Genomic DNA, 23,388 nt, shown 5'->3' with positions numbered 1-23,388 from the left:
AACCCGAAGGAATGCTGAAAGGGAGATGCTCAGGAGATGGCGTGCATAAAAACACGCCGACGGTCAAGAGTACGGGCCCCCGCAGGGAGGGTCAAACCGGCCCCGGCGCAGCTCTCCCCCCGCCAGGCGGGGCCGGCGGGGGGAGAGTGAACCGGAGGTCAGTCCTCGGTGGTGGCGGCCGAGACCGCCGACTGCGACTGCTGGTCGGCAGCCACGGTCTTCTTCGAAGCCGACGCCTTCTTGGCCGTCGTCTTCTTGGCGACGGTCTTCTTGGCCGCCGTCTTCTTCGTGGCGGCCGCCTTCTTCGCCGGGGCCTTCTTGGCGGCCTTACGGACCGCCTTCTTGGCCGGAGCCGCGCCTTCCGCGTCGGCCTCGGCCGGAGCGGCGTCGCCGGCAGCGGCACCGGCTCCGGCGCTCGCCTCGGCCCTAGCCTCGGCCGCCGGGGCCTCGACGACCAGCACGGCCGCGTCGTCCGCGCCCTTGGGCGACCCGGCAGGCGCGGACGCCTTACGGGTCGCACGACGGCGCGCACGCGGCGCAGCAGCGGCTTCGGGCTCCGCGGCTGCCTCGGCCACCGGCTCGGCGGCCTTGGGCTCCTCGGCCTTCGGCTCCACCACGGGGGCGGGGGCGACGACCTGGATGTCCTCAACGACCTCGACCGCCTCGGCGGACTTGGGCGCACCGGCCGGTGCCGACGCCTTGCGGGTCGCCCGACGCCGCGTACGGGCCGGTGCGGCCTCGGGCTGCGGCTCGGACAGCGCCTCGGGCACCTCAGGCGTCTCAGGCGTCTCGGGCTGCGAAGCCGTCACGGCCTCGGCCGGCGTAGCCGCCTGCGGAGCGCGCTCCGGCTCTTCGGCCCGCACCGGAGCTGCCGCCCTGGGCGCGCCGGCCGGAGCCGACGCCTTCCGGGACGCGCGACGGCGCGAACGGCCACGCCCCGCGGCCGCCTCGGCCTCGGCGGCGCTGCTGTACAGCTCCTCGTCGGCCTCGAACACGGGCTCCGGGAGGGCCAGCGGCGCAGCCACCTCGGCGGCGAGCTCGTCCTCGGTCTCCACCTCGATGTCGGCCTCGGCCGACTCGGCGCTCTCGATCTCGTGGTCGTGCGGGTGCTCCGCACCGCCACGACCCCGCTTCTTGGCCCGCTTGCCGCCGCCACCGCCACCGGCCGATGTCGGCTGCTCCATGTGCACGATCACGCCGCGCCCGTTGCATTGGACGCAGGTCTCGGAGAACGACTCCAGCAGACCCTGGCCCACCCGCTTGCGGGTCATCTGGACCAGGCCCAGCGAGGTGACCTCGGCGACCTGGTGCTTCGTACGGTCGCGTCCCAGGCACTCCAGCAGGCGCCGCAGCACCAGGTCCCGGTTCGACTCCAGCACCATGTCGATGAAGTCGATGACGACGATGCCGCCCAGGTCGCGCAGCCGCAGCTGGCGCACGATCTCCTCGGCCGCCTCCAGGTTGTTCCTGGTGACGGTCTCCTCAAGGTTGCCGCCCTGCCCGGTGAACTTGCCGGTGTTGACGTCGACGACGATCATCGCCTCGGTCTTGTCGATGACCAGCGAACCACCGCTCGGCAGATAGACCTTACGGTCCAGGGCCTTCATCAGCTGCTCGTCGATCCGGTACGTCGCGAAGACATCGACCTCCGACGTCCAGCGCGACAGCCGGTCCGTCAGGTCGGGGGCGACATGGGCGACGTAGCCGTGGATGGTCTCCCACGCCTCGCTGCCGCTGACGATCACCTTCGAGAAGTCCTCGTTGAAGATGTCGCGCACGACGCGCACCGTCATGTCCGGCTCGCCATAGAGCAGCGTCGGCGCGCTGGTCGCGCCGGTGGTCTTCGACTTCCGCTGGATGTCCTCCCACTGCGACTGGAGGCGCTCGACGTCACGGCGCAGCTCGTCCTCGCTCGCACCCTCGGCGGCGGTGCGCACGATGACGCCCGCGTCCTCGGGGACGATCTTCTTGAGAATGGTCTTCAGGCGGGAACGCTCGGTGTCGGGCAGCTTGCGGCTGATGCCGGTCATCGAGCCCTCGGGCACGTAGACCAGGTAGCGGCCGGGCAGCGAGACCTGGCTGGTCAGGCGGGCGCCCTTGTGGCCGATCGGGTCCTTCGTGACCTGCACGAGCACCGACTGGCCCGACTTGAGAGCGGTCTCGATGCGGCGCGGGCCGTGGCCCATGCCGAGCGCGTCGAAGTTGACCTCACCGGCGTACAGGACGGCGTTGCGGCCCTTGCCGATGTCGACGAAGGCGGCCTCCATCGACGGCAGTACGTTCTGGACCTTGCCCAGGTAGACGTTGCCGACGTACGAGGTCGACTCCTCCTTGTTGACATAGTGCTCGACGAGGATGTCGTCCTCGAGCACGCCGATCTGGGTGCGGTCGCCGTGCTGACGTACGACCATGACCCGCTCGACGGCCTCACGGCGGGCCAGGAACTCGGCCTCCGTGATGATCGGGACACGTCGGCGGCCCTGCTCACGGCCCTCGCGGCGGCGCTGCTTCTTGGCCTCCATGCGGGTCGAGCCCTTGATGGACTGGACCTCGTCGAAGCCGGTGCCGGGCTCGCGCTCTTCCTTCTTGCGCGGCTCGCGGACCTTGACGACCGTACGCTCCGGGTCGTCCGAGCCGTTGTCGGCGTCGGTGCCGGAGTCGCCACTGCGACGGCGGCGACGGCGGCGGCGACGGCTGGAGGCGGAACCCGAACCGTTGTCGCCGTCCTCGTCAGCGTCGGCTTCAGCGTCGGCGGCGGCGTCGGCCGCGCGGGCCGCGTCGGCGGAGTCGGTCTCGTCGCGGCCCTTGCCTGCCCCGTCCTGCTGCTCGGCGCGGCCCTCGTCCGACTCGTCGGCGTCCTCGGCGTCGGCGGGCTCGCCACGGCGACGGCGACGGCCACCGCGGCGACGGCGGCGCGCCCTGCGGTCCTCGGCGTCGTCCGCGTCGTCGCGGTCCGCGCCGGAGGTGTCGGCGGCGTCCTCAGCTTCGTCGGCGTCCTGCGCGCGCTCGTCCTCGACGCCCTTCTGCGGCTCGGGCTCGGGCGCGGTCGCGGTCGCGGTCGCGGTCGCGGTCGCGGTCTCAACGAATCGTTCGGCCTTGGCCGGACGCTCGGTGCGCTCGTCCTCGGCGGGCTCACCGCGACGGCGGCGACGGCGGCCGCGCGAGCCGGTCTGCGGGGCGGGGGCGGTCTCGGCGACCGTCTCCTCCTCGGCCTCTTCCGTGTACTCGGGGTACTCCGGCTCGGCACCGCGAGCGGCAGCGGCAGCCGCAGCCGTCTCCGGGGTCTGGAACATCGGCTCGGTGAAGACCGGGGCCTGGAACACGGCGACAGCCGGCCGCGTGGCGCGGCGGCGCGAGCGCGGCGGCTCCTCGGCCGCGTTTCCGGCGGGCTCGGCGGACTTTGCGGGCTTCGGCGTGGTCTCGGCTGCCGCGGCCTCGTCGGCGGCCTTGCGGCCGGCGCGGCGACGCGGCGTACGGCGCGGGGTCTCCTCGGCCTCGGCGGCCACGGGCTCGGCCGGGGTGGGCTCGGCCGGGCGGGCTTCCTCGGCGGCGGGTGCCTCTTCGGCCTTCGGCTCGCTGCGGGGCGCGCCGGCGGGCGCGGTGGCCTTGCGGGTCGCCCGGCGGCGGCCGCGGCCACGCGGCGCCTCATCGGCGCTCTCGTCGGCGGAGGCGGACTCGTCCGCCACAGCGGCAGGCACCGCGGCAGCCTCGGGCGACGCGGGTGCGGCCTCGACGACGGTCTCGACAGGCGCAGCGCTCTCCTCGCTCTTCGGCGCACCGGCGGGCGCGGTCGCCTTACGGGTCGCACGACGACGCGCACGAGCCGGCGGAGCGGCCTCCTCGACGACCTCTGCCACAGCCTCGGGCTCAGGCTCGGCCTCGGAGCCGGTCTCGGGAGTCGCAGCGGCGTCCTCACCCTTCGGCGCACCCGCGGGCGCGGTCGCCTTACGGGTCGCACGACGACGCGCACGAACCGGCGGAGCCGCCTCTTCCGCGGCTGCTACGGCGGCGGGCTCAGGCTCGGGCTCGGAGCCGGTCTCGGGAGTCGCAGCGGCGTCCTCGCCCTTCGGCGCACCCGCCGGCGCGGTCGCCTTACGGGTCGCACGACGACGCGCACGAACCGGCGGAGCCGCCTCTTCCGCGGCTGCTACGGCGGCGGGCTCTTCGGCCGCGGGCTCGTCGGCGGCAGCCACCGGGGCCTCCTCGGCCACTACGGCCTTCGGCGCACCCGCAGGCGCGGTCGCCTTGCGCGTGGCGCGGCGGCGCGGACGGGCCGGCGCGGCCGACTCGGTGTTCTCTGCGGCGTTGTTCTGCGCGGCCTCGGCCGCGTCATTGGTGTCGCTCACGGCACCCTCTCCGGCCGGTATGGCCGGAGCCGCGGCCTCTGTGATCTCGGCGGTCTCGGCGGTCACCACGGCCTTCGCGTCGCCGGACGGAGGTCCGGCGGCGCGCGAAGCGGCGCGGCGCCGGCGGCGCGGCGGCAGCGTGTCGCTGGGTGAGTTGTTGTCGGATTCCCCGGCGGTACGCGCGGTACCTGCCGAGGGCTCGGTGGAATCGGTCGGCTCAAGCATTGCGGGCGGTTCTCCCGTCGCGCTCCCGGGCGCCACGCCTGATCCGGTCCGGTTCGGTCCGCTCGATGAACGCGGTACCGCCGTCCGGGGCGCGGGCGCCGCACGGGAGCTGTTGTCTAGCTCGCCGGTTCCGTCCGCGTGATGCGCACGGCCTGGCGAAAGTCTTCTGGCCATTGCGCGGCCCGACCCAGGTGGCTCCCGAGTGCCAGGGCTGCGCTACAACGACCGCCCTACGCGGAACCTGCACCTTCCGGCGCCTTCGCGGCGGTCAGTCCGGCGGCCATGGGTGTGGCGGCCGTGACTGCCTCGCGGTCGGGCGCGAGCGGGTCGGTCACCGTGCCGGTCTCCTCGTCGAAGAGCCCCTGCGCCAGCCTGGTCACCGCTGCGGCAACCGGCGGCGCCAGGTCGGCCACGGCTCGGAGACCGGACAGGACGTCGTCGGGTCGTACGGCGGGTGTTGCGTGCCGAACAACCAGGCGCAGTATCGCACAGGCGTCGTCCCTGGGCCTATCGGCCTGCGGAGCGGCTGCCTGCAGATTCGCGACGGCACCGCGCGCGTCGAAGGACCTCATGCCGTTCTTGGTACGGCGCTGGACCTCGACGCTCTCCGCCGCGAGGAAGGCCGTCACCGCCTTCTCCGCGTCCTGGACCGCGACTCCGTCGAGCCGCAGCTCCCACACCGACGCCTGCAGCCGGTCAGCGAGTCCAGACGTACGCGCCTCGACCGCGTCGGTGATGTCGAGCCCGTCCGGCAGTGACTCGTTGAGCAGCTCGCGCAGCTCGTCGGGATCGCGCGGGGCGGTCAGTGCGATTTCCAGGTACTCGGCCTCGCTGCCGGTGCCGGTGGGTGCGGCATTGGCGTACGAGACCTTCGGGTGCGGGGTGAAGCCGGCCGAGTAGGCCATGGGCACGTCGGCGCGGCGCAGCGCCCGCTCGAAGGCGCGCTGGAAGTCGCGGTGGCTGGTGAACCGGAGGCGGCCGCGCTTGGTGTAGCGCAGTCGGATGCGCTGCACCGCCGGTGCGGGCGGCGGGCCTTCGGGCTGTCGCTTGCCCAGTGGTTCTTCTCCTCGTGCGGGGCGGCGCGCTGTCCGCGCACCACCCTCCGGCGTGGTGGTGTCCCCGATGGGGCGTCCGCCGCCCGGCTCACCCCTGCGAATCAGTCCTGCAGGGAGATCTCGGACGCGGGTGCCGCGCTGGGGGCAGTCGTCTTACTACCCAGAGTACGCGCAGCAGCCCCCACCGGTTCCCCGGCCTCGCCCGACGCCCGTCCCGGCACGGCGGTGCGGGCCCGGAGCGCCCTCGGCCCGGACCGGGTCCCGGTCCGGGCCTTCGGCACTGTGCCGCCGCGCTACTTGACGACCGTCAGCGGCAGCAGCTTCTTGCCTGTCGGGCCGATCTGGATACTCGTGTCGAGCTGAGGACACACGCCACAGTCGAAGCACGGCGTCCAGCGGCAGTCCTCGACCTCGGTCTCGTCCAACGAGTCCTGCCAGTCCTCCCAGAGCCAGTCCTTGTCCAGGCCCGAGTCCAGGTGGTCCCAAGGCAGGACTTCCTCGTACGTGCGCTCACGCGTCGTGTACCAGTCGACGTCCACGCCGAAGTCCGGCAGCGTCTTCGCGGCGGCTTCCATCCAGCGGTCGTACGAGAAGTACTCGCGCCAGCCGTCGAAGCGGCCGCCGCCCTCGTAGACGGCGCGGATGACCGAGCCGATGCGCCGGTCGCCGCGTGAGAGCAAGCCCTCGACGATGCCGGGCTTGCCGTCGTGGTAGCGGAAGCCGATGGAACGGCCGTACTTCTTGTCGGCGCGGATCTTGTCCCGCAGCTTCTCCAGACGCGCGTCCGTCTCCTCGGCGCTGAGCTGCGGCGCCCACTGGAACGGGGTGTGCGGCTTGGGTACGAAACCGCCGATGGAGACCGTGCAGCGGATGTCGTTCTGGCCCGAGACCTTGCGGCCCTCGGCGATGACCTTGACGGCCATGTCGCCGATCTGGAGCACGTCCTCGTCGGTCTCGGTCGGCAGGCCGCACATGAAGTACAGCTTCACCTGGCGCCAGCCGTTGCCGTACGCCGTCGAGACCGTCCGGATCAGGTCCTCTTCGGAGACCATCTTGTTGATGACCTTGCGGATGCGTTCCGACCCGCCCTCGGGGGCGAAGGTGAGGCCGGACCTGCGGCCGTTCCTGGTCAGCTCGTTGGCGAGGTCGATGTTGAAGGCGTCCACGCGGGTTGACGGCAGGGAGAGGCCGATCTTGTCCTCCTCGTACCGGTCGGCGAGCCCCTTGGCGACTTCCGCGATCTCAGTGTGGTCCGCCGAGGACAGCGACAGCAGGCCGACCTCCTCGAAGCCGGTCGCCTTGAGACCCTTCTCGACCATCTCGCCGATGCCGGTGATGCTTCGCTCCCGCACGGGGCGCGTGATCATGCCGGCCTGGCAGAAACGGCAGCCGCGGGTGCAGCCGCGGAAGATCTCGACGGACATCCGCTCGTGGACGGTCTCGGCGAGCGGGACCAGCGGCTGCTTCGGGTAGGGCCACTCGTCGAGGTCCATGACGGTGTGCTTGGACACCCGCCACGGCACGCCGGACCTGTTCGGTACGACACGGGCGATACGGCCGTCGGGCAGATACTCGACGTCGTAGAACCGCGGCACGTACACGCTTCCGGTCCTGCTCAGCCGGAACAGCACCTCCTCGCGCCCGCCGGGACGGCCCTCGGCCTTCCAGGCACGGACGATCTCGGTGATCTCCAGCACGGCCTGCTCGCCGTCGCCGATCACCGCGCAGTCGATGAACTCCGCGACCGGCTCGGGGTTGAAGGCGGCGTGGCCGCCCGCGAGCACGATGGGGTCGTCGAGCGTGCGGTCCTTGGACTCCAGCGGGATGCCGGCGAGGTCCAGGGCGGTGAGCATGTTCGTGTAGCCCAGCTCGGTGGAGAAGCTGAGCCCGAAGATGTCGAAGGCGCGGACCGGACGGTGCGCGTCCACCGTGAACTGCGGGACCTTGTGCTCACGCATCAGCGCTTCGAGGTCCGGCCACACGCTGTAGGTGCGCTCCGCGAGGACGCCCTCGCGCTCGTTCAGTACCTCGTAGAGGATCATGACGCCCTGGTTGGGCAGACCGACCTCGTAGGCGTCCGGGTACATGAGCGCCCACCGGACATCGGTGGCGTCCCAGTCCTTGACGGTGGAGTTGAGTTCGCCGCCGACGTACTGGATCGGCTTCTGGACATGCGGGAGAAGCGCTTCCAGGCGTGGGAAGACCGACTCGACAGGCATCGTGTGTCTCTCATGAGCGGGCAGGGTGACCATCCAGCGTACCCCGACGCTCAGCCGCCCAGATCCGCCCGGAGTTTCGCCCCCGACGCCAGCTCCCAGGCCTGCGGCAGCTCGCGCTCCCGGGCGTCGGCGGCCGCTTCCTCCTGGCCGTACAACAGGCCCCAGGTGAACGCCGTCTCGCCCGCCGCGTGGGACTGGACGGCCAGCGTCCGCAAGGCCTCGCGGGCCACCACGCTGTCCTGGTGCTCGCCGAGTACGGACTGAACAGCCTTCACCCGCTTCGCGAACCGCTTGGCGGGCTTGCCCAGGGCGGGTTTGGCGGCGTCGGCGGCGTAGCGGGTGCGCTTGGCGGCCTTACGGGCGTCATGCATGGCCAGATCACGTTCCTCGCCGGGAGGCAGGGCGAGCGCCCGCTCCATCCGGGTGGCGAGGCGGGCGTAATCCTTCCGGATCGCCTTGGGCAGCCGCTTCGTGGCGGGCTTCGAAGCGGCCGGGAGCAGCGGCGGGTCGGCGAGGAGCCCGTGCAGGGTGCGCAGGAGGTCGAGGTGGCGCTTGCTGTCGAGTACGGCGAGGGTCTTGCCGCGGGAGCCGGTGCGGCCGGCGACGGACCAGATGCGCAGCCGGCCCTGGACGGGGCCGAGGAGGAGGGGGTGCGGGAGCTGTCCGACGCGGGTCTGGATGCGGTCGTCGAGGACCTCCTGGTCGCGGTCCACGCCCAGTTCCTGGGCCAGCCATCTGAGTTCGGCGGCGATCGGGTCGGTGACCTCGCGGTCGAGGATCTTGCGGTAGGTGCGGAACGCGCTGCGCATGCGGCGGGTGGCCACCCGCATCTGGTGCACGGAGTCGGGCAGGTCGCGCCGGACGGCGGGGTCGTACGCCACGAGGGCGTCGTACTGCCGGCGGAGGTACGTGAGGACGTGGTCGCCCGCGGTGTGCGAGGCGGCGGCGGGCGGCGCGGAGGTCTTCGCGGCCGGCACCGTGTCCTGGAGTGCGCGGGCCAGCTTGGAGGCGTACGACGCGGGGCGCAGCCCGGCCTTGCGGAGTTTCTTCTCTACGGCGTCGAGTACGGCGGGGTCGCCCTGGTCGGCGAGTTCGACCTCGATCTCGGTCCAGCGGACGGCTGTGACGAGGGCCGTGCCGCCCCCGGCTGCGGGGCCGGCGCCGGAGCCCGCGGCGCCCAGCCGCTCGGCCGTGACGGAGTCGACGCTGACCTCGGCGAGCAGTTCGCCGCGCGCGTCGAGCAGATGGCGCAGGTCGCGCGAGGAGCGCAGCCGCACGACGGGAGCGATCGCGTCATCCAGGGTCCTGGAGCGGAGGAGGCCCTTGATCGAGCCGGGGACCGTGTCGCCCAGCGGGGCGCGGATCTCGTCGCGTACGTCCGGGGAGACGGGAAGTTTGAGGTGCCAGCCCGCGTCATCGCCTCCGGTGCGGCGGCGCAGGGTGATGGAGTCGGCGGCCAGCCGCAGGTCCTGGGTGTCGTAGTAGACCGCGTCGAGTTCCGCGACGCCCTTGTCCTGGACGGTCGAGACTCCGGCCACCCGGGTGAGGTCGGGCAGCCGGACCCCGTCATTGGCTTCGTACTTGCGCTCGATTTCTCGCTTGATGTCCGCCATGAATCGAATCTAGTCGCGATTGCGGCTCCATGACAGGCCCCGAAAGAGCTACCGGGCAGAGCTGCCAGGCAGAGCTACCGGGCCGGGCTACGGCGCAGCGCCTACGCCGACATGGGCCGTTGCACCCTGATCGACTGGAGCAGGCCGATCGCCACCCAGACCGCGAACATCGATGATCCTCCGTACGAGACGAAGGGCAGCGGCAGTCCGGCCACCGGCATGATGCCGAGCGTCATGCCGATGTTCTCGAAGGACTGGAAGGCGAACCAGGCGATGATGCCGCCGGCCACGATCGTGCCGTACAGCTCCGTCGTCTCGCGTGCGATGCGGCAGGCGCGCCACAGGACGACGCCGAGCAGCAGCAGGACCAGGCCGGCGCCGAGGAACCCGAGTTCCTCGCCGGCCACGGTGAAGACGAAGTCCGTCTGCTGTTCGGGGACGAACTGTCCGGTGGTCTGGCTGCCCTTGAAGAGCCCGGTGCCGGTGAGGCCGCCGGAGCCGATCGCGATACGCGCCTGGTTGGTGTTGTAGCCGACGCCCGCGGGATCGAGTTCGGGGTTGGCGAACGCCGCGAAACGGTTGATCTGGTACTCGTCGAGCAGGCCGATCTGCCACACGATCAGCGCTCCGGCGGCGCCCGTGCCGACCAGGCCCAGCACCCAGCGGTTGGAGGCACCGGAGGCCAGCAGCACGCCGAGGATGATGACCGCGATCACCATGACCGACCCGAGGTCGGGCATCAGCATGATGATGACGATCGGCACCACGGCCAGGCCGAGCGCCTTGACGACGGTGCGGTGGTCGGGGTGCTGCTGGTCGCCGGCGTCGACGCGGGCGGCCAGCAGCATGGCCATGACCAGGATGATCGTGATCTTGGTGAACTCGGAGGGCTGGAGGGAGAAGCCGCCACCGACCACGATCCACGCGTGCGCGCCGTTGATCGTCGCGCCGAGCGGGGTGAGCACAGCGGCGACCAGGACCACCGAAAGCCCGTACAGGACCGGCACGGCGCCGCGCAGGGTGCGGTGGCCGAGCCAGATGGTGCCGACCATCAGGGCGAGGCCGATGCCGGTGTTGAGGATGTGGCGCCAGAGGAAGTACTCCGGGTCGCCCTGGTTGAGCGTGTCGCGGCCGCGGGTCGCGGACCACACCAGCAGCGCGCCGATGACCGACAGCGCGAGGGACGCGCCGAGCAGCGGCCAGTCGAGTCTGCGCACCATGGAGTCGCGGGCGGTGAGCTTGGCCAGGCTGCCGCGCTCGGGAGCGTAGCGCTGGATGGAGAAGCCGTGCGGGCTGTTCATCAGTCTCTCCTGCCGATCGCGAGCTGCTGCGCGTCGGCCGGCGGCTTGGGCTTCTCGGGTACGTACGGCTTGATCTGGGGGGCGTCGATGGTTCCGTCTCCGCCGACCTTGGGAAGTGCCTTCTGCGGCTCGGGCAGCAGGGCCTTCTTCTTGTTGATCTTGCCGTCTTCGCTGACGCCGTACAGGGCGTTGTAGATCTTGCGTACGGCGGGTCCTGAGGCACCGGAGCCCGTACCACCCTGGGAGATCGTCATGACGATCGTGTAGTCGTCGGTGTACGTCGCGAACCACGAGGTGGTCTGTTTGTCGTAGACCTGGGCGGTGCCGGTCTTGGCGCGCATCGGGATCTTGTCCTGCGGCCAGCCGCCGAACCGCCAGGCGGCGGTGCCGCCGGGCTCGACAACCGCCCGCAGGCCCTTGTCGAGGTCGCTGACGGTCTGGGCGTCGACCGGCAGCTTGCCGTGGGCCTTGGGCTTGATCTCTTCGACCTTCTTGCCGTCCGGGCTGATCACGGCCTTGCCCACGGTGGGCTCGTAGAGGGTTCCGCCGTTGCTGATGGCGGCGTAGGCGGTGGCCATCTGGATGGGGGTCACGAGGACGTCGCCCTGGCCGATGGCGTAGTTGATGCTGTCGAAGGCCTTCAGCTGGTTGCCTTCGAGGCAGCTCTCGTAGGCGATCTGCTCGACGTAGGTGCCGCCCTTCTTGCCCTGCTTGCACCAGGAGTCCTTGTTGGCCTTCCAGAAGTTCTGCTTCCACTCACGGTCGGGGATGCGGCCCTTGACCTCGTTCGGCAGGTCGATGCCGGTTTCGGCGCCGAGTCCGAAGTCGTGGGCGGTCCGGTAGAACCAGTCGTTGGCGTTCTTCTTCGGCCTTATGCCGCCGTCGCGTTGCCACTCCTTGTGGCCGAGGGCGTAGAAGACGGTATTGCAGGAGAACTTGAGGGCGTCGCCGAGGCTGATGGGACCGTGCCCCTTGGACTCGAAGTTCGCGAAGCTCCGGTTGCCGAGGCTGTAGGAGCTGCTGCAGTTGTAGCGGCCGTCGAAGGGGTAGCCGGCCCGCACGGCCGCGCTCGCCGACACCACCTTGAAGATGGAGCCCGCGGGTGCCTGGCCCTGGATGGCCCGGTTGAGCAGCGGGTAGTTGGCTTTCTTACCGGTGAGTCTGGCGTACTCCTTGCCGGAGATGCCGCCGACCCAGGCGTTCGGGTCGTAGTCGGGCTGGGAGGCCATGGAGACGACGCGGCCGGTCTTGGACTCCATGACGACGACGGCGCCCGAGTCGGCCTCGTACTTGCGCCCGGTGACCTTGTCGGTCTCCTTCCGGGCGGTCTTCATCGCCTCATGGAGCTCGAACTCGGCGACCGCCTGTACCCGGGCGTCGATGGAGGTGACGACGTTGGCGCCGGGGACCGTCGGGTCGTTCTCGGCCTCCCCCATGACGCGGCCGAGGTTGTCGACCTCATAGCGGGTGACGCCGGCCTTGCCGCGCAGTTCCTTGTCGTACGTACGCTCAAGTCCGGAGCGGCCGACCTGGTCGGAGCGCAGATACGGCGACGGGCCGTCCTTCGCCTTCTCGATCTCGTCGTCCGTGACGGGCGAGAGGTAGCCGAGGACCTGGGCGGCCCTGGACTTGCCGGGCGCCGCGTAGCGCCGTACGGCCATGGGTTCGGCGGTGATCCCCGGGAAGTCCTCGGCGCGTTCGCGGATCTGGAGTGCCTGCTGGGTGGTGGCCTCGTCGGTGACGGGGATCGGCTGGTAGGGCGAGCCGTTCCAGCAGGGCTTGGGGGTCTCGGAGTCGCAGAGCCTGACCTTGCCCTGGATCTCTTTGTCCGTCATCCCGAGGACTTCGGCGAGGACGGCTAGGACGGACTTGCCGTCGTCCTTTATCTTCATCAGCTCCGTGCGGCTGGCGGAGACGACGAGGCGGGTCTCGTTGTCGGCGAGCGGCACGCCGCGGGCGTCGAGGATCGAGCCGCGGACGGCGGGCTGGACGACCTGTTGCACGCCGTTTCCGGCGGCTTCGGCGGTGTACTCGTCGCCGTTGCGGATCTGGAGGTACCAGAGGCGGCCGCCGAGGGTCAGGAGCAGGGAGACGACGAGGACCTGGATGATGATGAGCCGGGTCTGGACCCTGGGGGTCCTGCCGGTCTCGGGAATGTTGCTCACGCCGTCCCCTCCGTGATGCGAGCTGTCACAGTCGCTTGCCCCCCTTGATACGTCCGGCCCGCGCGGCCCGTGAGCGCGCGGTCTTGATCCTCATCCCGCCGCGCTGGCCGCCGATGCGCAGGCCGGTGCCCGAGGCGAGCCAGCCGGAGGCCACGTCGCCGCCGCCGTTGCCGCTCTGGGTGTCGACGAGCGGATCGTTCTCGGCGCGTCTGGCCAGTGCCATGACGACCGGCACGACGAACGGGGCGAGCAGCAGGTCGTACAGCGCGGAGGTGAACAGCAGTCCGACGATGCCGACATGGCGGGCCGCGGTGTCACCGACGAGGGCGCCCACCGAGGCGTACAGCAGGGTGGAGCCGAGGGCGGCCGCGACGACGGCGACCATCGGGCCGGTCGCGGATCTGAGCTGCCCGCTCTCCGGCTTGGCGAGGCCCGCGAGGTAGCCGATGAGGCACAGGACCAGCGCGTAGCGGCCGACCGCGTGGTCGGCGGGCGGGGCGAGGTCGGCGAGGAGGCCCGCGCCGAAACCGATGAGCGCGCCGCTGACGTGCCCGTACACGAAGGCCAGCCCAAGGACGACCAGGAGCATCATGTCCGGTACGGCGCCCGGCAGTTGCAGTCTGGCCAGGACGCTGACCTGGACGACCAGGGCGACGAACACCAGGGCCACGGAGAGCAGCATCCGGTTGAAGCGCATGGGGGGTCAGCTCCTACGGGGTGCCGTCGGCGGCGGCGGGCGGCGCCGACGGGGGGACGGTGACGGTCACCGTGGGCGTGGGTTTGGGGCCCGCCGGCTTGGGCGGCAGGACGGTGTCGCGGGGGTCCGTACGGGGAGCTTCTACGACGACGCCGACGATGTCGAGCCGGCTGAAGCCGACGTACGGGCGAACGTAGACGGTACGGGTGAGGTCACCGCCGGACGGGTCGACGCGGGAGACCTCGCCGACCGGGACACCCGGCACGAAGGGCCGGTCGCCCTGCGAGCCGAACGTGACCAGCCGGTCGCCGGCCTTGACCTTGGCCTTGCCGTTCAGCATCTGCACGGCGAGCGGGCGGTCGCCCTGGCCGGTGGCGAAGCCGAGTTCGGCCGTCTTCTCCAGCCGGGTGCCGACGGTGAAGTCCGGGTCGTTGGCGAGCAGCACGGTCGCCGCGTCGGGGCCGACGGTGGTCACGCGGCCGACGAGTCCGTCACCGTTGAGCACCGTCATGTCGCGCTTGATGCCGTCGTTGGTGCCCGCGTCGATGGTGGCGGTCCAGGAGAACCCCTGGGCCGCTCCTATACCGATGATCTCGGCGCCCTTGATGCCGTACTGGCCGGCGCCGGCCGTCTTGAGGAGGCGGTCCAGTTCGCGTACGCGGCTGCGGTTGCGGTCGTCGCTGCCGAGCTTCTGCTTGAGTGCGGCGTTCTCCCGCTCCAGCACGGCGAGGCGGTCATGGCGCTGACCGGAGTCCCGGATCGCGCCGATGGCGTTTCCGATCGGGTTGACGGCGGTGGAGACCCCGTTCTCCACCGGTCCGAAGACGGTGGCGGCGGCTCTCCTGGCCCCGTCGACCGGCGACTGTTCGCCACCGCGGATGTCCACCGTAATCAAAGCGAATGCGATGGCGATCAGCAGCACCAGGAGCAGCCGGCTCTCTCGTGTGTCCCTCACGTGCGGCGGCCGTGCCTTCCTCGTCGGGATTGTCGTGCCTGTGTATCGCGGAGAGGATCACCGCCGGGGCTGGGCGTCCAGCACCTGCTGGAGCGCCTCGAACTCCTCGACGCACTTGCCCGCGCCGAGCGCGACGGAGTCGAGCGGGTCCTCGGCGATGTGGATCGGCATGCCGGTCTCGCGGCGCAGCCGTTCGTCGAGACCGCGCAGCAGGGCGCCGCCGCCGGTGAGAACGATGCCGCGGTCCATGACGTCGCCGGACAGCTCGGGCGGGCACTTGTCGAGCGTCGTCTTCACGGCGTCGACGATGGCGTTGACCGGCTCCTCGATGGCCTTGCGGACCTCGGCAGCGGAGATCACGACGGTCTTGGGCAGACCCGAGACGAGGTCGCGGCCGCGGATCTCGGTGTGCTCGTCCTTCTCGAGGTCGTACGCCGACCCGATGGTGATCTTGATCTGTTCGGCGGTGCGCTCACCGAGCAGGAGGGAGTACTCCTTCTTGATGTGCTGGATGATCGCGTTGTCCAGCTCGTCGCCGGCGACCCGGATCGACTGTGCCGTGACGATTCCTCCGAGCGAGATGACCGCGACCTCGGTGGTGCCGCCACCGATGTCGACGACCATGTTGCCGGTGGCCTCGTGGACGGGCAGGCCCGAACCGATGGCCGCGGCCATGGGCTCCTCGATGATGTGCACCTGACGGGCACCGGCCTGCGTGGACGCCTCGATGACGGCGCGGCGCTCGACTCCGGTGATGCCGGAGGGTACGCACACGACGACCCGGGGACGGGCCAGGTAACGGCGCTTGTGGATCTTCAGGATGAAATAGCGGAGCATCCGCTCGGTGATCTCGAAGTCGGCGATGACGCCGTCCTTCAGCGGCCGGACGGCAACGATGTTGCCCGGCGTCCGGCCGATCATCTTCTTCGCCTCGGAACCCACGGCGAGAATGCCGCCGGTGTTCGTGTTGATGGCGACGACGGAGGGCTCGTTGAGCACGATCCCTTTGCCCCTGACGTACACCAGCGTGTTGGCGGTCCCGAGGTCGACAGCCATGTCACGGCCGATGAACGACATTGAGTTCCCCTTGTTCCCCATGAGGATGCGTCGGGCCTTCCCAAGTGGAGCGGTTGGCTTTGAGGTCGGCGAAGTGGGTGCTGCGGGCGTGGAGACTTCCATCGTAATGGTGCCGCCTGCACGGACGCAGCGCGAGGGTCCTTCGCCATTGTGAGCGGAACACGTACCCGCCCCAGTAATGGTGACGTCGTGTCGGAGGGATGCGTTCCCAGCATCGTCTCGCATATGCCGGGGGGCGACCGAATTACTTCGGTCGCCCCAAGGCGCACGACTCTGAATGGCTGACGTTATGTCAGGAAATGCCGGGGAAGAAAAGCTTCAGTTCCCGCTCGGCGGACTCCTCGGAGTCCGAAGCGTGGATCAGATTTTCCCGGACGATGGTTCCGAAATCGCCACGAATGGAGCCGGGCGTTGCCGCAATCGGGTCAGTGGGACCCGCCAGTCGGCGTACACCCTCGATGACGCGCTCACCCTCGGCGACGAGAGCGACGACCGGGCCGGACGACATGAACTCCACGAGCGGCTCGTAGAACGGGCGGCCCTTGTGCTCACCGTAGTGCTGCTCCAGCGTCGCCTGGTCGAGGCCGCGCATCTCCAGCGCGGTGATCTTCCAGCCGGCCTTGCGCTCGATACGGCCGACGATCTCGCCGATCAGCCCACGCCTGACGGCGTCCGGCTTGAGAAGGACGAGGGTGCGCTGAGTCATGTACGGCTCCTAGCGGGCATAGCGAATGCGATGCCCAGAGGCTACAAGGGCACGCCACGGCCCCCGCACCCGGACGCCCCCTATGCCTGGCCCGGTGCGCCGGCCTCGGTTCCCGCCTCCGCCTGCGCGGCCCACTTCGCCTTGGCCTCGTCGATCTTGCGCCCGTAATGGATGGACGCCCACCACAGGCCCGCGAAGACCGCGCCAAGGAAGAACATCATCGGGACCACGAAACCGCTCGCGATCAGCCCGATCTGGAGCGCCCAGCCGAGCTGAACGCCGCCGGGCCGCGACAGCATCCCGCAGAGCAGGACCGACAGCAGCATCCCGATGCCGCACACCGTCCAGACCGTGGTCATCGACATGTCGTCGGACTTCATCGCGACCAGCCCGGCGAAGCCGATCACAAAGAACTCGCTGATCAGCGTGGACGCACAGAGCATACGCACAGGAATCAGCCCCTCCCCAGCAGCAGTCGGGCCTCGCCGACCGTGATCACGGAACCGGTCACCAGGACGCCGCCGCCCGAGAACTCGCCGTCCTCCTCGGCCAGCGTGATGGCCTCCTCCAGCGCGTCGTCGAGGCGCGGCTCGACCTGCACACGGTCGTCGCCGAAGACCTCGACGGCGATCGCGGCCAGCTCGTCGACGTCCATCGCCCGGTGCGTGGAGTTACTGGTGACGACGACCTCGGCGAAGATCGGCTCGAAGGCTTCGAGCAGGCCCTTCACGTCCTTGTCACCGCTGGTACCGACCACCCCGATCAGCCGGCTGAAGCTGAACGCCTCCGTGACGGCCTCCGCCGCCGCCCGGGCGCCCGCCGGGTTGTGCGCCGCGTCCAGGACCACGGTCGGACTGCGGCGTACGACCTCCATGCGGCCCGGCGAGGTGACGGAGGCGAACGCCTTGCGCAGAGTGTCGATGTCCAGCGTGCGCGCGTGCTCCGCGCCGATGCCGAAGAACGCCTCGACGGCCGCCAGGGCCACCGCCGCGTTGTGCGCCTGATGCGCGCCGTGCAGGGGCAGGAAGATCTCTTCGTATTCCCCGCCGAGCCCGCGCAGCGTGATCATCTGGCCGCCCACGGCGACCTCGCGGCTGACGATGCCGAACTCCATGCCCTCGCGGGCCACCGTCGCGTCGACCTCGACGGCCTTCTTCAGCATCACCTGCGCGGCGTCCACCGGCTGCTGCGCCAGGATGACCGTGGCGCCCGGCTTGATGATCCCGGCCTTCTCCAGCGCGATCTCACCTGGCGTGGAACCGAGGCGGTCCGTGTGGTCGAGGTCGATCGGGGTGACGACGGCGACCGAAGCGTCGATCACATTGGTCGCGTCCCAGCTGCCGCCCATGCCGACTTCGACGACGCCCACGTCCACCGGTGCGTCGGCGAACGCCGCGTACGCCATACCGGTGAGCGTCTCGAAGAAGGAGAGACGGTGCTCCTGCATGCCGTCGGTCATCTCGACGTACGGAGCGATGTCCCGGTACGTCTCGATGAACCGCTCCGCCTCGATCGGGGCACCGTCCAAGCTGATGCGCTCGGTGATCGACTGGACGTGCGGGCTGGTGTAGCGCCCGGTGCGCAGCTCGAAGGCGCCGAACAGCGCCTCGATCATGCGGGCGGTGCTGGTCTTGCCGTTGGTCCCGGTGATGTGCACCGAGGGGTACGCGCGCTGGGGCTCGCCCAGTACGTCCATCAGCGCCGCCATCCGGACCAGCGACGGGTCGAGCTTGGTCTCCGGCCAGCGGCCGAGCAGCTCCTGCTCGACCGTGCGCAGCGCCTTGGCCACCTCCGGGTCCTGTGGGCGGGTGGCGGCGCCGTCGCCCTGCGGGACGGCGCCCTGGGTGCGCAGGGTACGGCTGCCGGCCTCGATCACCGCCAGGTCGGGGTCGCGGCCGGTCGCGGCCTCGACGATCTCTTCGAAGGCGTCGGGGGCGTCGGGGGCGTCGGGGGCGTCGCTGTCATCGTGCGGGGGGAGCTGGCTCACGGGGCCATTCTACGGAGCACCACCGACAGTCCCCAGACGGGACCTCTGCGGCGGCGCCCCGGCCGGAGCCGTGCAAGCCTTGAAGATCACGACCCGGGGAGGTTCTCACGTGAGCGACATGGCCAAGGACATCGGCATTGACCTGGGGACGGCGAGCACCCTCGTGTACGCCCGAGGCAAGGGCATCGTTCTCAACGAACCGTCCGTGGTGGCCGTCAAGGCGGGCTCCACGGCCGTACTCGCGGTCGGCACGGACGCCAAGGAGACCATCGGCAGGACGCCGGGGTCGATCACCGCGATCCGGCCGCTCAGGGAAGGCGTGATCAGCGACTACGAGGCCGCCGAGGAGATGATCCGGTACTTCGTGCGCAAGGCGGTGCCGGGCCGCAGGCCCCGCACCCGGATGGTCGTATGCGTCCCCAGCGGCATCACGCCGGTGGAGCGCCGCGCGATCGTGCACGCCGCCGACAGTGCGGGAGCGCGTGCGGTGCGGCTGATCGAGGAGCCGATGGCGGCGGCGATCGGCGCCGGGCTGCCGGTGTCGGATCCGCGCGGCTCGATGGTCGTCGACATGGGGGGCGGTACGACCGAGGTCGCGGTGATCTCGCTGGGCGGGATCGTCGCGTCGCAGTCGCTGCGGGTGGGCGGCGACGGGCTGGACGCGGCGATCGCCGACCACATACGCAAGAACCACGGGCTGCTCGTGGGGGAGCGCAGCGGCGAGCAACTGAAGATCGCCATCGGTTCGGCGTGGCCGGTGCCGGAGGATCCGGATCTGGAGACGCGCAGCTTCGTCGTACACGGCCGGGAGAAGATCTCCGGGCTGCCGGCCACCCTGGAGCTGACCGCCACCGAGGTGCGGGCGGCACTGGAGGAGCCGATCGAGGCCGTCGTCGCGGCGGTGAAGTCGACGCTGGAGGAGTGCCCGCCCGAGCTGGCCGGTGACGTGATGCAGCACGGCATCGCGCTCACGGGCGGTGGAGCGATGCTGCCTGGCCTCGATCTGCGGATCGCGTCGGGGACCGGCATCACGGTGTTCGTGGCCGACAATCCGCTGGACTGCGTGGCGCTCGGCTCCGGCCGGTGTGTCGAGGACTTCGACGCGCTCCCCGAGTCGTTCAGCCCCGCCCTGCCCTTCGGCGCCTCCCGCGTGCTCTACAGCCCGTCGGGCGCGTCCTCGTACAGCCCGACCGGTGTCTGAGCACGAGTGACCCCCGGCGCCGTTGCGCCGGGGGTCACTCGTCACGCCCGGGGCTGCCCTACTTCTCGGGCAGCGTCGCCAGCTGGGCGGTGATCCGCTCGATGTCCGCCTCGGCCTTGGAGAGCCGCGCGCGAATCTTGTCGACCACGTTGTCGGGGGCCTTGGCCAGGAAGGCTTCGTTCCCGAGCTTCCCGAGTGCCTGGGCCTTCTCCTTCTCGGCCGCCGCGAGATCCTTGGCGAGGCGCTTTCGCTCCGCCTCGACGTCGATGGTGCCCGACAGGTCGAGCGCGACCTTGGCCCCCGCGACCGGCAGCGACGCGGTGGGGTGGAAGTCCTCGCCGGCCGGCTGGAGGCGCAGCAGCTGACGCATGGCCGCCTCGTGCGGGGCGAGCGTGGTACCGGTCAGCGTGAGCTCGGCCGGGACCTTCTGCCCCGGCTGCAGGCCCTGGTCGGAACGGAAACGGCGGACCTCGGTGACGACCTGCTGGACGAGCGCGATCTCCTGCTCGGCGCCGGCGTCACGGAACCCGCCCGGGGCGTCGGCCCCAGGAACGTACACAGCCGTGGGCCACTCGGCGATGACGAGTGACTCCTTGCCGGTGAGCGTGGTCCACAGCGTCTCGGTGACGAAGGGGACGATGGGGTGCAGCAGACGCAGGGTGACGTCGAGGACTTCGCCGAGGACGCGGCCGGACACCTTGGCGGCCTCGCCACCGGCGAAGAACGTCGTCTTGGACAACTCGACGTACCAGTCGAAGACTTCGTCCCACGCGAAGTGGAAGAGCGAGTCCGAGAGCTTCGCGAACTGGTAGTCGTCGTAGTACGCGTCGACCTCGGCGACCGTGGCGTTCAGCCGCGAGAGGATCCACCGGTCGGTGGCCGACAGCTGATCGACGGGCGGCAGCTCACCCTCCACCGTCGCGCCGTTCATCAGCGCGAAGCGGGTTGCGTTCCAGATCTTGTTCGCGAAGTTGCGGGACCCCTGGACCCAGTCCTCGCCGATCGGGACGTCCACACCGGGGTTCGCGCCCCGCGCCAGCGTGAAACGGACCGCGTCGGAGCCGTAGGTGTCCATCCAGTCCAGCGGGTTGACCGCGTTGCCGAAGGACTTCGACATCTTCTTGCCGAACTGGTCGCGGACCATGCCGTGCAGGGCGATGGTGTGGAACGGCGGGGTGCCGTCCATCGCGTACAGGCCGAACATCATCATCCGGGCGACCCAGAAGAAGAGGATGTCGTAGCCCGTGACCAGCACGGAGTTGGGGTAGAACTTCTCGACGCTCGGAGTCTGTTCGGGCCAGCCCAGCGTGGAGAAAGGCCACAGGCCGGAGGAGAACCACGTGTCCAGGACGTCGGTGTCCTGGTGCCAGCCCTCGCCGGTGGGCGCCTCGTCATCGGGGCCGACGCAGACGACCTCGCCGTTCGGGCCGTACCAGACCGGGATCCGGTGCCCCCACCACAGCTGACGGGAGATGCACCAGTCCCGGAGGTTGTCGACCCAGCCGAAGTAGCGGGGCTCCATCTCCTTGGGGTGGATCGTGACGCGGCCGTCGCGGACCGCGTCGCCGGCCTCCTTCGCGAGCGGGCCGACCTTGACCCACCACTGCAGGGACAGGCGCGGCTCGATGGTGGTCTTGCAGCGGGAGCAGTGCCCGACCTGGTGGACGTACGGGCGCTTCTCCGCCACGATCCGGCCCTCGGCCCGAAGCGCGGCGACGATGGCGCTGCGCGCCTCCAAGCGGTCGAGGCCCTGGAACGGGCCGTGCGCGGTGATCACCGCACGCTCGTCCATCACGGCGAGGTTCGGCAGACCGTGCCGCCGGCCGATCTCGAAGTCGTTCGGGTCGTGGGCCGGGGTGACCTTGACGGCTCCCGTGCCGAACTCCGGGTCGACGTGCTCGTCGGCGACGACCGGGATCCGGCGGCCGGTGAGCGGCAGTTCGATCTCACTGCCGACGAGGTGGGCGTACCGCTCGTCGTCGGGGTGGACGGCGACGGCGGTGTCCCCGAGCATCGTCTCGGCGCGGGTGGTCGCGACGACGATCTCGGAGTCTCCGGAGCCGTACCGGATGGAGACGAGCTCGCCGTCGTCCTCCTGGTACTCGACCTCGATGTCCGAGATGGCCGTCAGGCAGCGCGGGCACCAGTTGATGATGCGCTCGGCCCGGTAGATCAGCTCGTCGTCGTACAGCTTCTTGAAGATCGTCTGGACGGCCTTGGACAGGCCCTCGTCCATCGTGAACCGCTCGCGCGACCAGGCAACTCCGTCACCGAGGCGCTTCATCTGCCCGGAGATCTGGCCGCCGGACTCGTCCTTCCACTGCCAGACGCGCTCGACGAACGCCTCCCGGCCCAGGTCGTGGCGGGACTTGCCCTCCTTGGCGAGCTCACGCTCGACGACGTTCTGGGTGGCGATGCCGGCGTGGTCCATGCCCGGCTGCCACAGCGTCTCGTAGCCCTGCATGCGCTTGCGGCGGGTGAGCGCGTCGATCAGCGTGTGCTCGAAGGCGTGGCCCAGGTGAAGGCTGCCCGTGACGTTGGGCGGGGGGATGACGATGGTGTACGGCTCTTTGTCGCTCTTCTCGTCCGCCTCGAAGTAACCGCGCTCCACCCAGCGCTCGTACAGCTTCCCCTCTACCTCGGCCGGCGCGTACTGAGTCGGCAGTTCGGGGGTCTGGGCGGCTGGCTGCTGCTGAGAGTTCTCGGTCACCAGCTCAGTTTACGGGCGTCACAGCCCCGTACCGAAACCGGATTCTTGGTAACGGCTGGCCCCCCGCGGCCCCGGGGCGGCGGAGCCTGGGACAGGATGTGAGGAGCGCATAAGCATCTGGAGGGGAACCCAGCCCATGAGCCACAACCAGCCGGGCCCGTACGGCGGGCAGCAGCCCGGGCCTTACGGTCAGCAGCCGCCCCAGGGCCCGTACGGTCAGCAGGTCCCGCAGCCTCCGCAGGGCCAGCCCGGCTACGGCTACCCGCAGCAGGCACCGCCGCCGCCCGGGTACGGGTACCCGCAGCAGGGCCAGCAGCCGCCGGCGTACGGCCAGCAGCCACCCCAGGGCCCGTACGGTCAGCCGCAGCAGCCCGGCCCCTACGGCCAGCAGCCCCAGTACCCCGGCGGCATGGTCCCGCCGCCGCCGCCGGCCCCGAAGAAGAAGACGGGCCTGATCGTGGGCGCGGTGGTCGTCGCGCTGGCGGTCATCGGGGGCGGCGTGTACTTCCTGACGGCGGGCGGTGGCGGCTCTGTCGCCGACGACGGCAAGACGTACCGGCTGACCACGCCGTCAACGGTCCTCCAGGCGGCGTACAAGAAGTCGGAATCGCCCTCCGCGGGCAGCGGCTCCATGACGGCCGACGACATCAAGGAGTTCGAGGAAAGGGGCGTCACCAACCCCAAGGACGCTCACGGTCAGTACACGGCCGGCGAGGGCATGGGCAAGAAGGGCCTCAACTTCTATGGTGTGTACGGGGAGATCGACGACCCCGAGAAGGTCGTCGACGCCTTCCTCGCGGAGTTGAAGAAGAACTCGGCCGGCTCGGACCAGGGTTTCAAGGTCGTCGGCAGCCCGCAGGAGTTCACGCCCGCCGGCTTCGAGAACGGCGTCATGAAGTGCCAGGAAGCCGAGTTCACGATCAGTGATCTCGCCCCCGAGGACGCGAGCGCCCCCAAGAGCCTCAAGACGGCGATGTGCGTGTGGGGCGACCGCAGCACGCTGGTGAACGTCACGTCCTCCGACGCCGGCACCATGCTGGCCGGGCTGGGCGTGCCGCTGCAGGAGGCAGCGGAGAACGCCGCCAAGCTGCGCGACGACATCCGCGTCGAGATCAAGTAACGCGCAAGACA

The 23,388-nt window shown here is 70.4% G+C and carries 15 protein-coding genes; 2 read left to right on the top strand and 13 right to left on the bottom strand.

The annotated features are described in order from the left end of the window. Window positions 1–158: 158 nt before the first annotated feature. From ACU6WZ_RS19730 to folC, 12 genes are all read right to left on the bottom strand, one after another. Window positions 159–4,571, bottom strand: coding sequence for an Rne/Rng family ribonuclease (locus tag ACU6WZ_RS19730; protein WP_447029404.1), 4,413 nt, complete (start codon window positions 4,569–4,571; stop codon window positions 159–161). A gap of 230 nt (window positions 4,572–4,801) precedes the next feature. Further along, window positions 4,802–5,584, bottom strand: a complete 783-nt coding sequence (locus ACU6WZ_RS19725; protein WP_447029403.1) for a TIGR03936 family radical SAM-associated protein — start codon at window positions 5,582–5,584, stop codon at window positions 4,802–4,804. Between the two features lie 335 nt (window positions 5,585–5,919). After that, on the bottom strand, window positions 5,920–7,845 hold the full coding sequence (locus ACU6WZ_RS19720) for a TIGR03960 family B12-binding radical SAM protein (protein WP_447029401.1): 1,926 nt from the start codon (window positions 7,843–7,845) through the stop codon (window positions 5,920–5,922). A gap of 50 nt (window positions 7,846–7,895) precedes the next feature. Further along, window positions 7,896–9,458, bottom strand: a complete 1,563-nt coding sequence (locus ACU6WZ_RS19715; RefSeq protein WP_447029400.1) for a CYTH and CHAD domain-containing protein — start codon at window positions 9,456–9,458, stop codon at window positions 7,896–7,898. Window positions 9,459–9,559: 101 nt separating this feature from the next. Then, window positions 9,560–10,759: a rod shape-determining protein RodA gene (gene rodA / locus ACU6WZ_RS19710; protein ID WP_447029399.1), complete on the bottom strand. Its 1,200-nt coding sequence runs from the start codon at window positions 10,757–10,759 to the stop codon at window positions 9,560–9,562. Next, window positions 10,759–12,924, bottom strand: coding sequence for a penicillin-binding protein 2 (gene mrdA, locus ACU6WZ_RS19705; RefSeq protein WP_447029398.1), 2,166 nt, complete (start codon window positions 12,922–12,924; stop codon window positions 10,759–10,761). Before mrdA ends, rodA begins: the two co-directional genes overlap by 1 nt. Window positions 12,925–12,949: 25 nt before the next feature. Next, complete coding sequence (gene mreD, locus ACU6WZ_RS19700) at window positions 12,950–13,621, bottom strand: rod shape-determining protein MreD (protein WP_447029397.1); 672 nt, start codon at window positions 13,619–13,621, stop codon at window positions 12,950–12,952. 13 nt (window positions 13,622–13,634) lie between these two features. Then, the gene (mreC, locus tag ACU6WZ_RS19695; RefSeq protein ID WP_447029396.1) at window positions 13,635–14,576 is read right to left on the bottom strand and encodes a rod shape-determining protein MreC; all 942 of its coding nucleotides are present in this window, start codon (window positions 14,574–14,576) and stop codon (window positions 13,635–13,637) included. A 57-nt stretch (window positions 14,577–14,633) separates the two neighbouring features. Further along, on the bottom strand, window positions 14,634–15,653 hold the full coding sequence (locus ACU6WZ_RS19690) for a rod shape-determining protein (RefSeq protein ID WP_447029395.1): 1,020 nt from the start codon (window positions 15,651–15,653) through the stop codon (window positions 14,634–14,636). A gap of 292 nt (window positions 15,654–15,945) precedes the next feature. Then, window positions 15,946–16,359, bottom strand: coding sequence for a nucleoside-diphosphate kinase (ndk, locus tag ACU6WZ_RS19685; protein WP_447029394.1), 414 nt, complete (start codon window positions 16,357–16,359; stop codon window positions 15,946–15,948). Window positions 16,360–16,439: 80 nt separating this feature from the next. Then, window positions 16,440–16,808, bottom strand: coding sequence for a DUF4233 domain-containing protein (locus ACU6WZ_RS19680; protein WP_447029393.1), 369 nt, complete (start codon window positions 16,806–16,808; stop codon window positions 16,440–16,442). A gap of 5 nt (window positions 16,809–16,813) precedes the next feature. Beyond that, the gene (folC, locus tag ACU6WZ_RS19675) at window positions 16,814–18,346 is read right to left on the bottom strand and encodes a bifunctional tetrahydrofolate synthase/dihydrofolate synthase (protein WP_447029392.1); all 1,533 of its coding nucleotides are present in this window, start codon (window positions 18,344–18,346) and stop codon (window positions 16,814–16,816) included. 118 nt (window positions 18,347–18,464) lie between these two features. Here folC and ACU6WZ_RS19670 point away from each other — a divergent pair, with 118 nt between their 5' ends. Next, complete coding sequence (locus ACU6WZ_RS19670) at window positions 18,465–19,547, top strand: rod shape-determining protein (protein WP_447034141.1); 1,083 nt, start codon at window positions 18,465–18,467, stop codon at window positions 19,545–19,547. Between the two features lie 58 nt (window positions 19,548–19,605). On the opposite strand, the gene ACU6WZ_RS19665 is transcribed toward ACU6WZ_RS19670, so the two are convergent. Continuing rightward, window positions 19,606–22,257 (bottom strand): valine--tRNA ligase, encoded by a 2,652-nt coding sequence (locus ACU6WZ_RS19665; RefSeq protein WP_447029391.1) that lies wholly within the window; start codon window positions 22,255–22,257, stop codon window positions 19,606–19,608. Between the two features lie 136 nt (window positions 22,258–22,393). Between ACU6WZ_RS19665 and ACU6WZ_RS19660 the strand changes: the two genes are divergently transcribed. Next, window positions 22,394–23,377 carry a hypothetical protein gene (locus tag ACU6WZ_RS19660; RefSeq protein ID WP_447029390.1) on the top strand — a complete coding sequence of 328 codons (984 nt, stop codon included), beginning with the start codon at window positions 22,394–22,396 and terminating at the stop codon, window positions 23,375–23,377. The last annotated feature ends 11 nt before the right edge of the window (window positions 23,378–23,388 follow it).

It is taken from the genome of Streptomyces hypolithicus (assembly GCF_052934925.1).
Note: the sequence above shows the minus strand (reverse complement) of the source record. Positions and strands in the feature narration are given on the sequence as shown.

Bases quoted from the DNA above. Each gene is read 5' to 3' on its own strand.
- rodA (WP_447029399.1), bottom strand. From the start codon at position 10,759: ATGAACAGCCCGCACGGCTTCTCCATCCAGCGCTACGCTCCCGAGCGC.
- ACU6WZ_RS19670 (WP_447034141.1), top strand. From the start codon at position 18,465: ATGGCCAAGGACATCGGCATTGACCTGGGGACGGCGAGCACCCTCGTG.
- ACU6WZ_RS19720 (WP_447029401.1), bottom strand. From the start codon at position 7,845: ATGCCTGTCGAGTCGGTCTTCCCACGCCTGGAAGCGCTTCTCCCGCAT.
- ACU6WZ_RS19715 (WP_447029400.1), bottom strand. From the start codon at position 9,458: ATGGCGGACATCAAGCGAGAAATCGAGCGCAAGTACGAAGCCAATGAC.
- ndk (WP_447029394.1), bottom strand. From the start codon at position 16,359: ATGACTCAGCGCACCCTCGTCCTTCTCAAGCCGGACGCCGTCAGGCGT.
- ACU6WZ_RS19690 (WP_447029395.1), bottom strand. From the start codon at position 15,653: ATGTCGTTCATCGGCCGTGACATGGCTGTCGACCTCGGGACCGCCAAC.
- mreD (WP_447029397.1), bottom strand. From the start codon at position 13,621: ATGCGCTTCAACCGGATGCTGCTCTCCGTGGCCCTGGTGTTCGTCGCC.
- ACU6WZ_RS19730 (WP_447029404.1), bottom strand. From the start codon at position 4,571: ATGCTTGAGCCGACCGATTCCACCGAGCCCTCGGCAGGTACCGCGCGT.
- ACU6WZ_RS19660 (WP_447029390.1), top strand. From the start codon at position 22,394: ATGAGCCACAACCAGCCGGGCCCGTACGGCGGGCAGCAGCCCGGGCCT.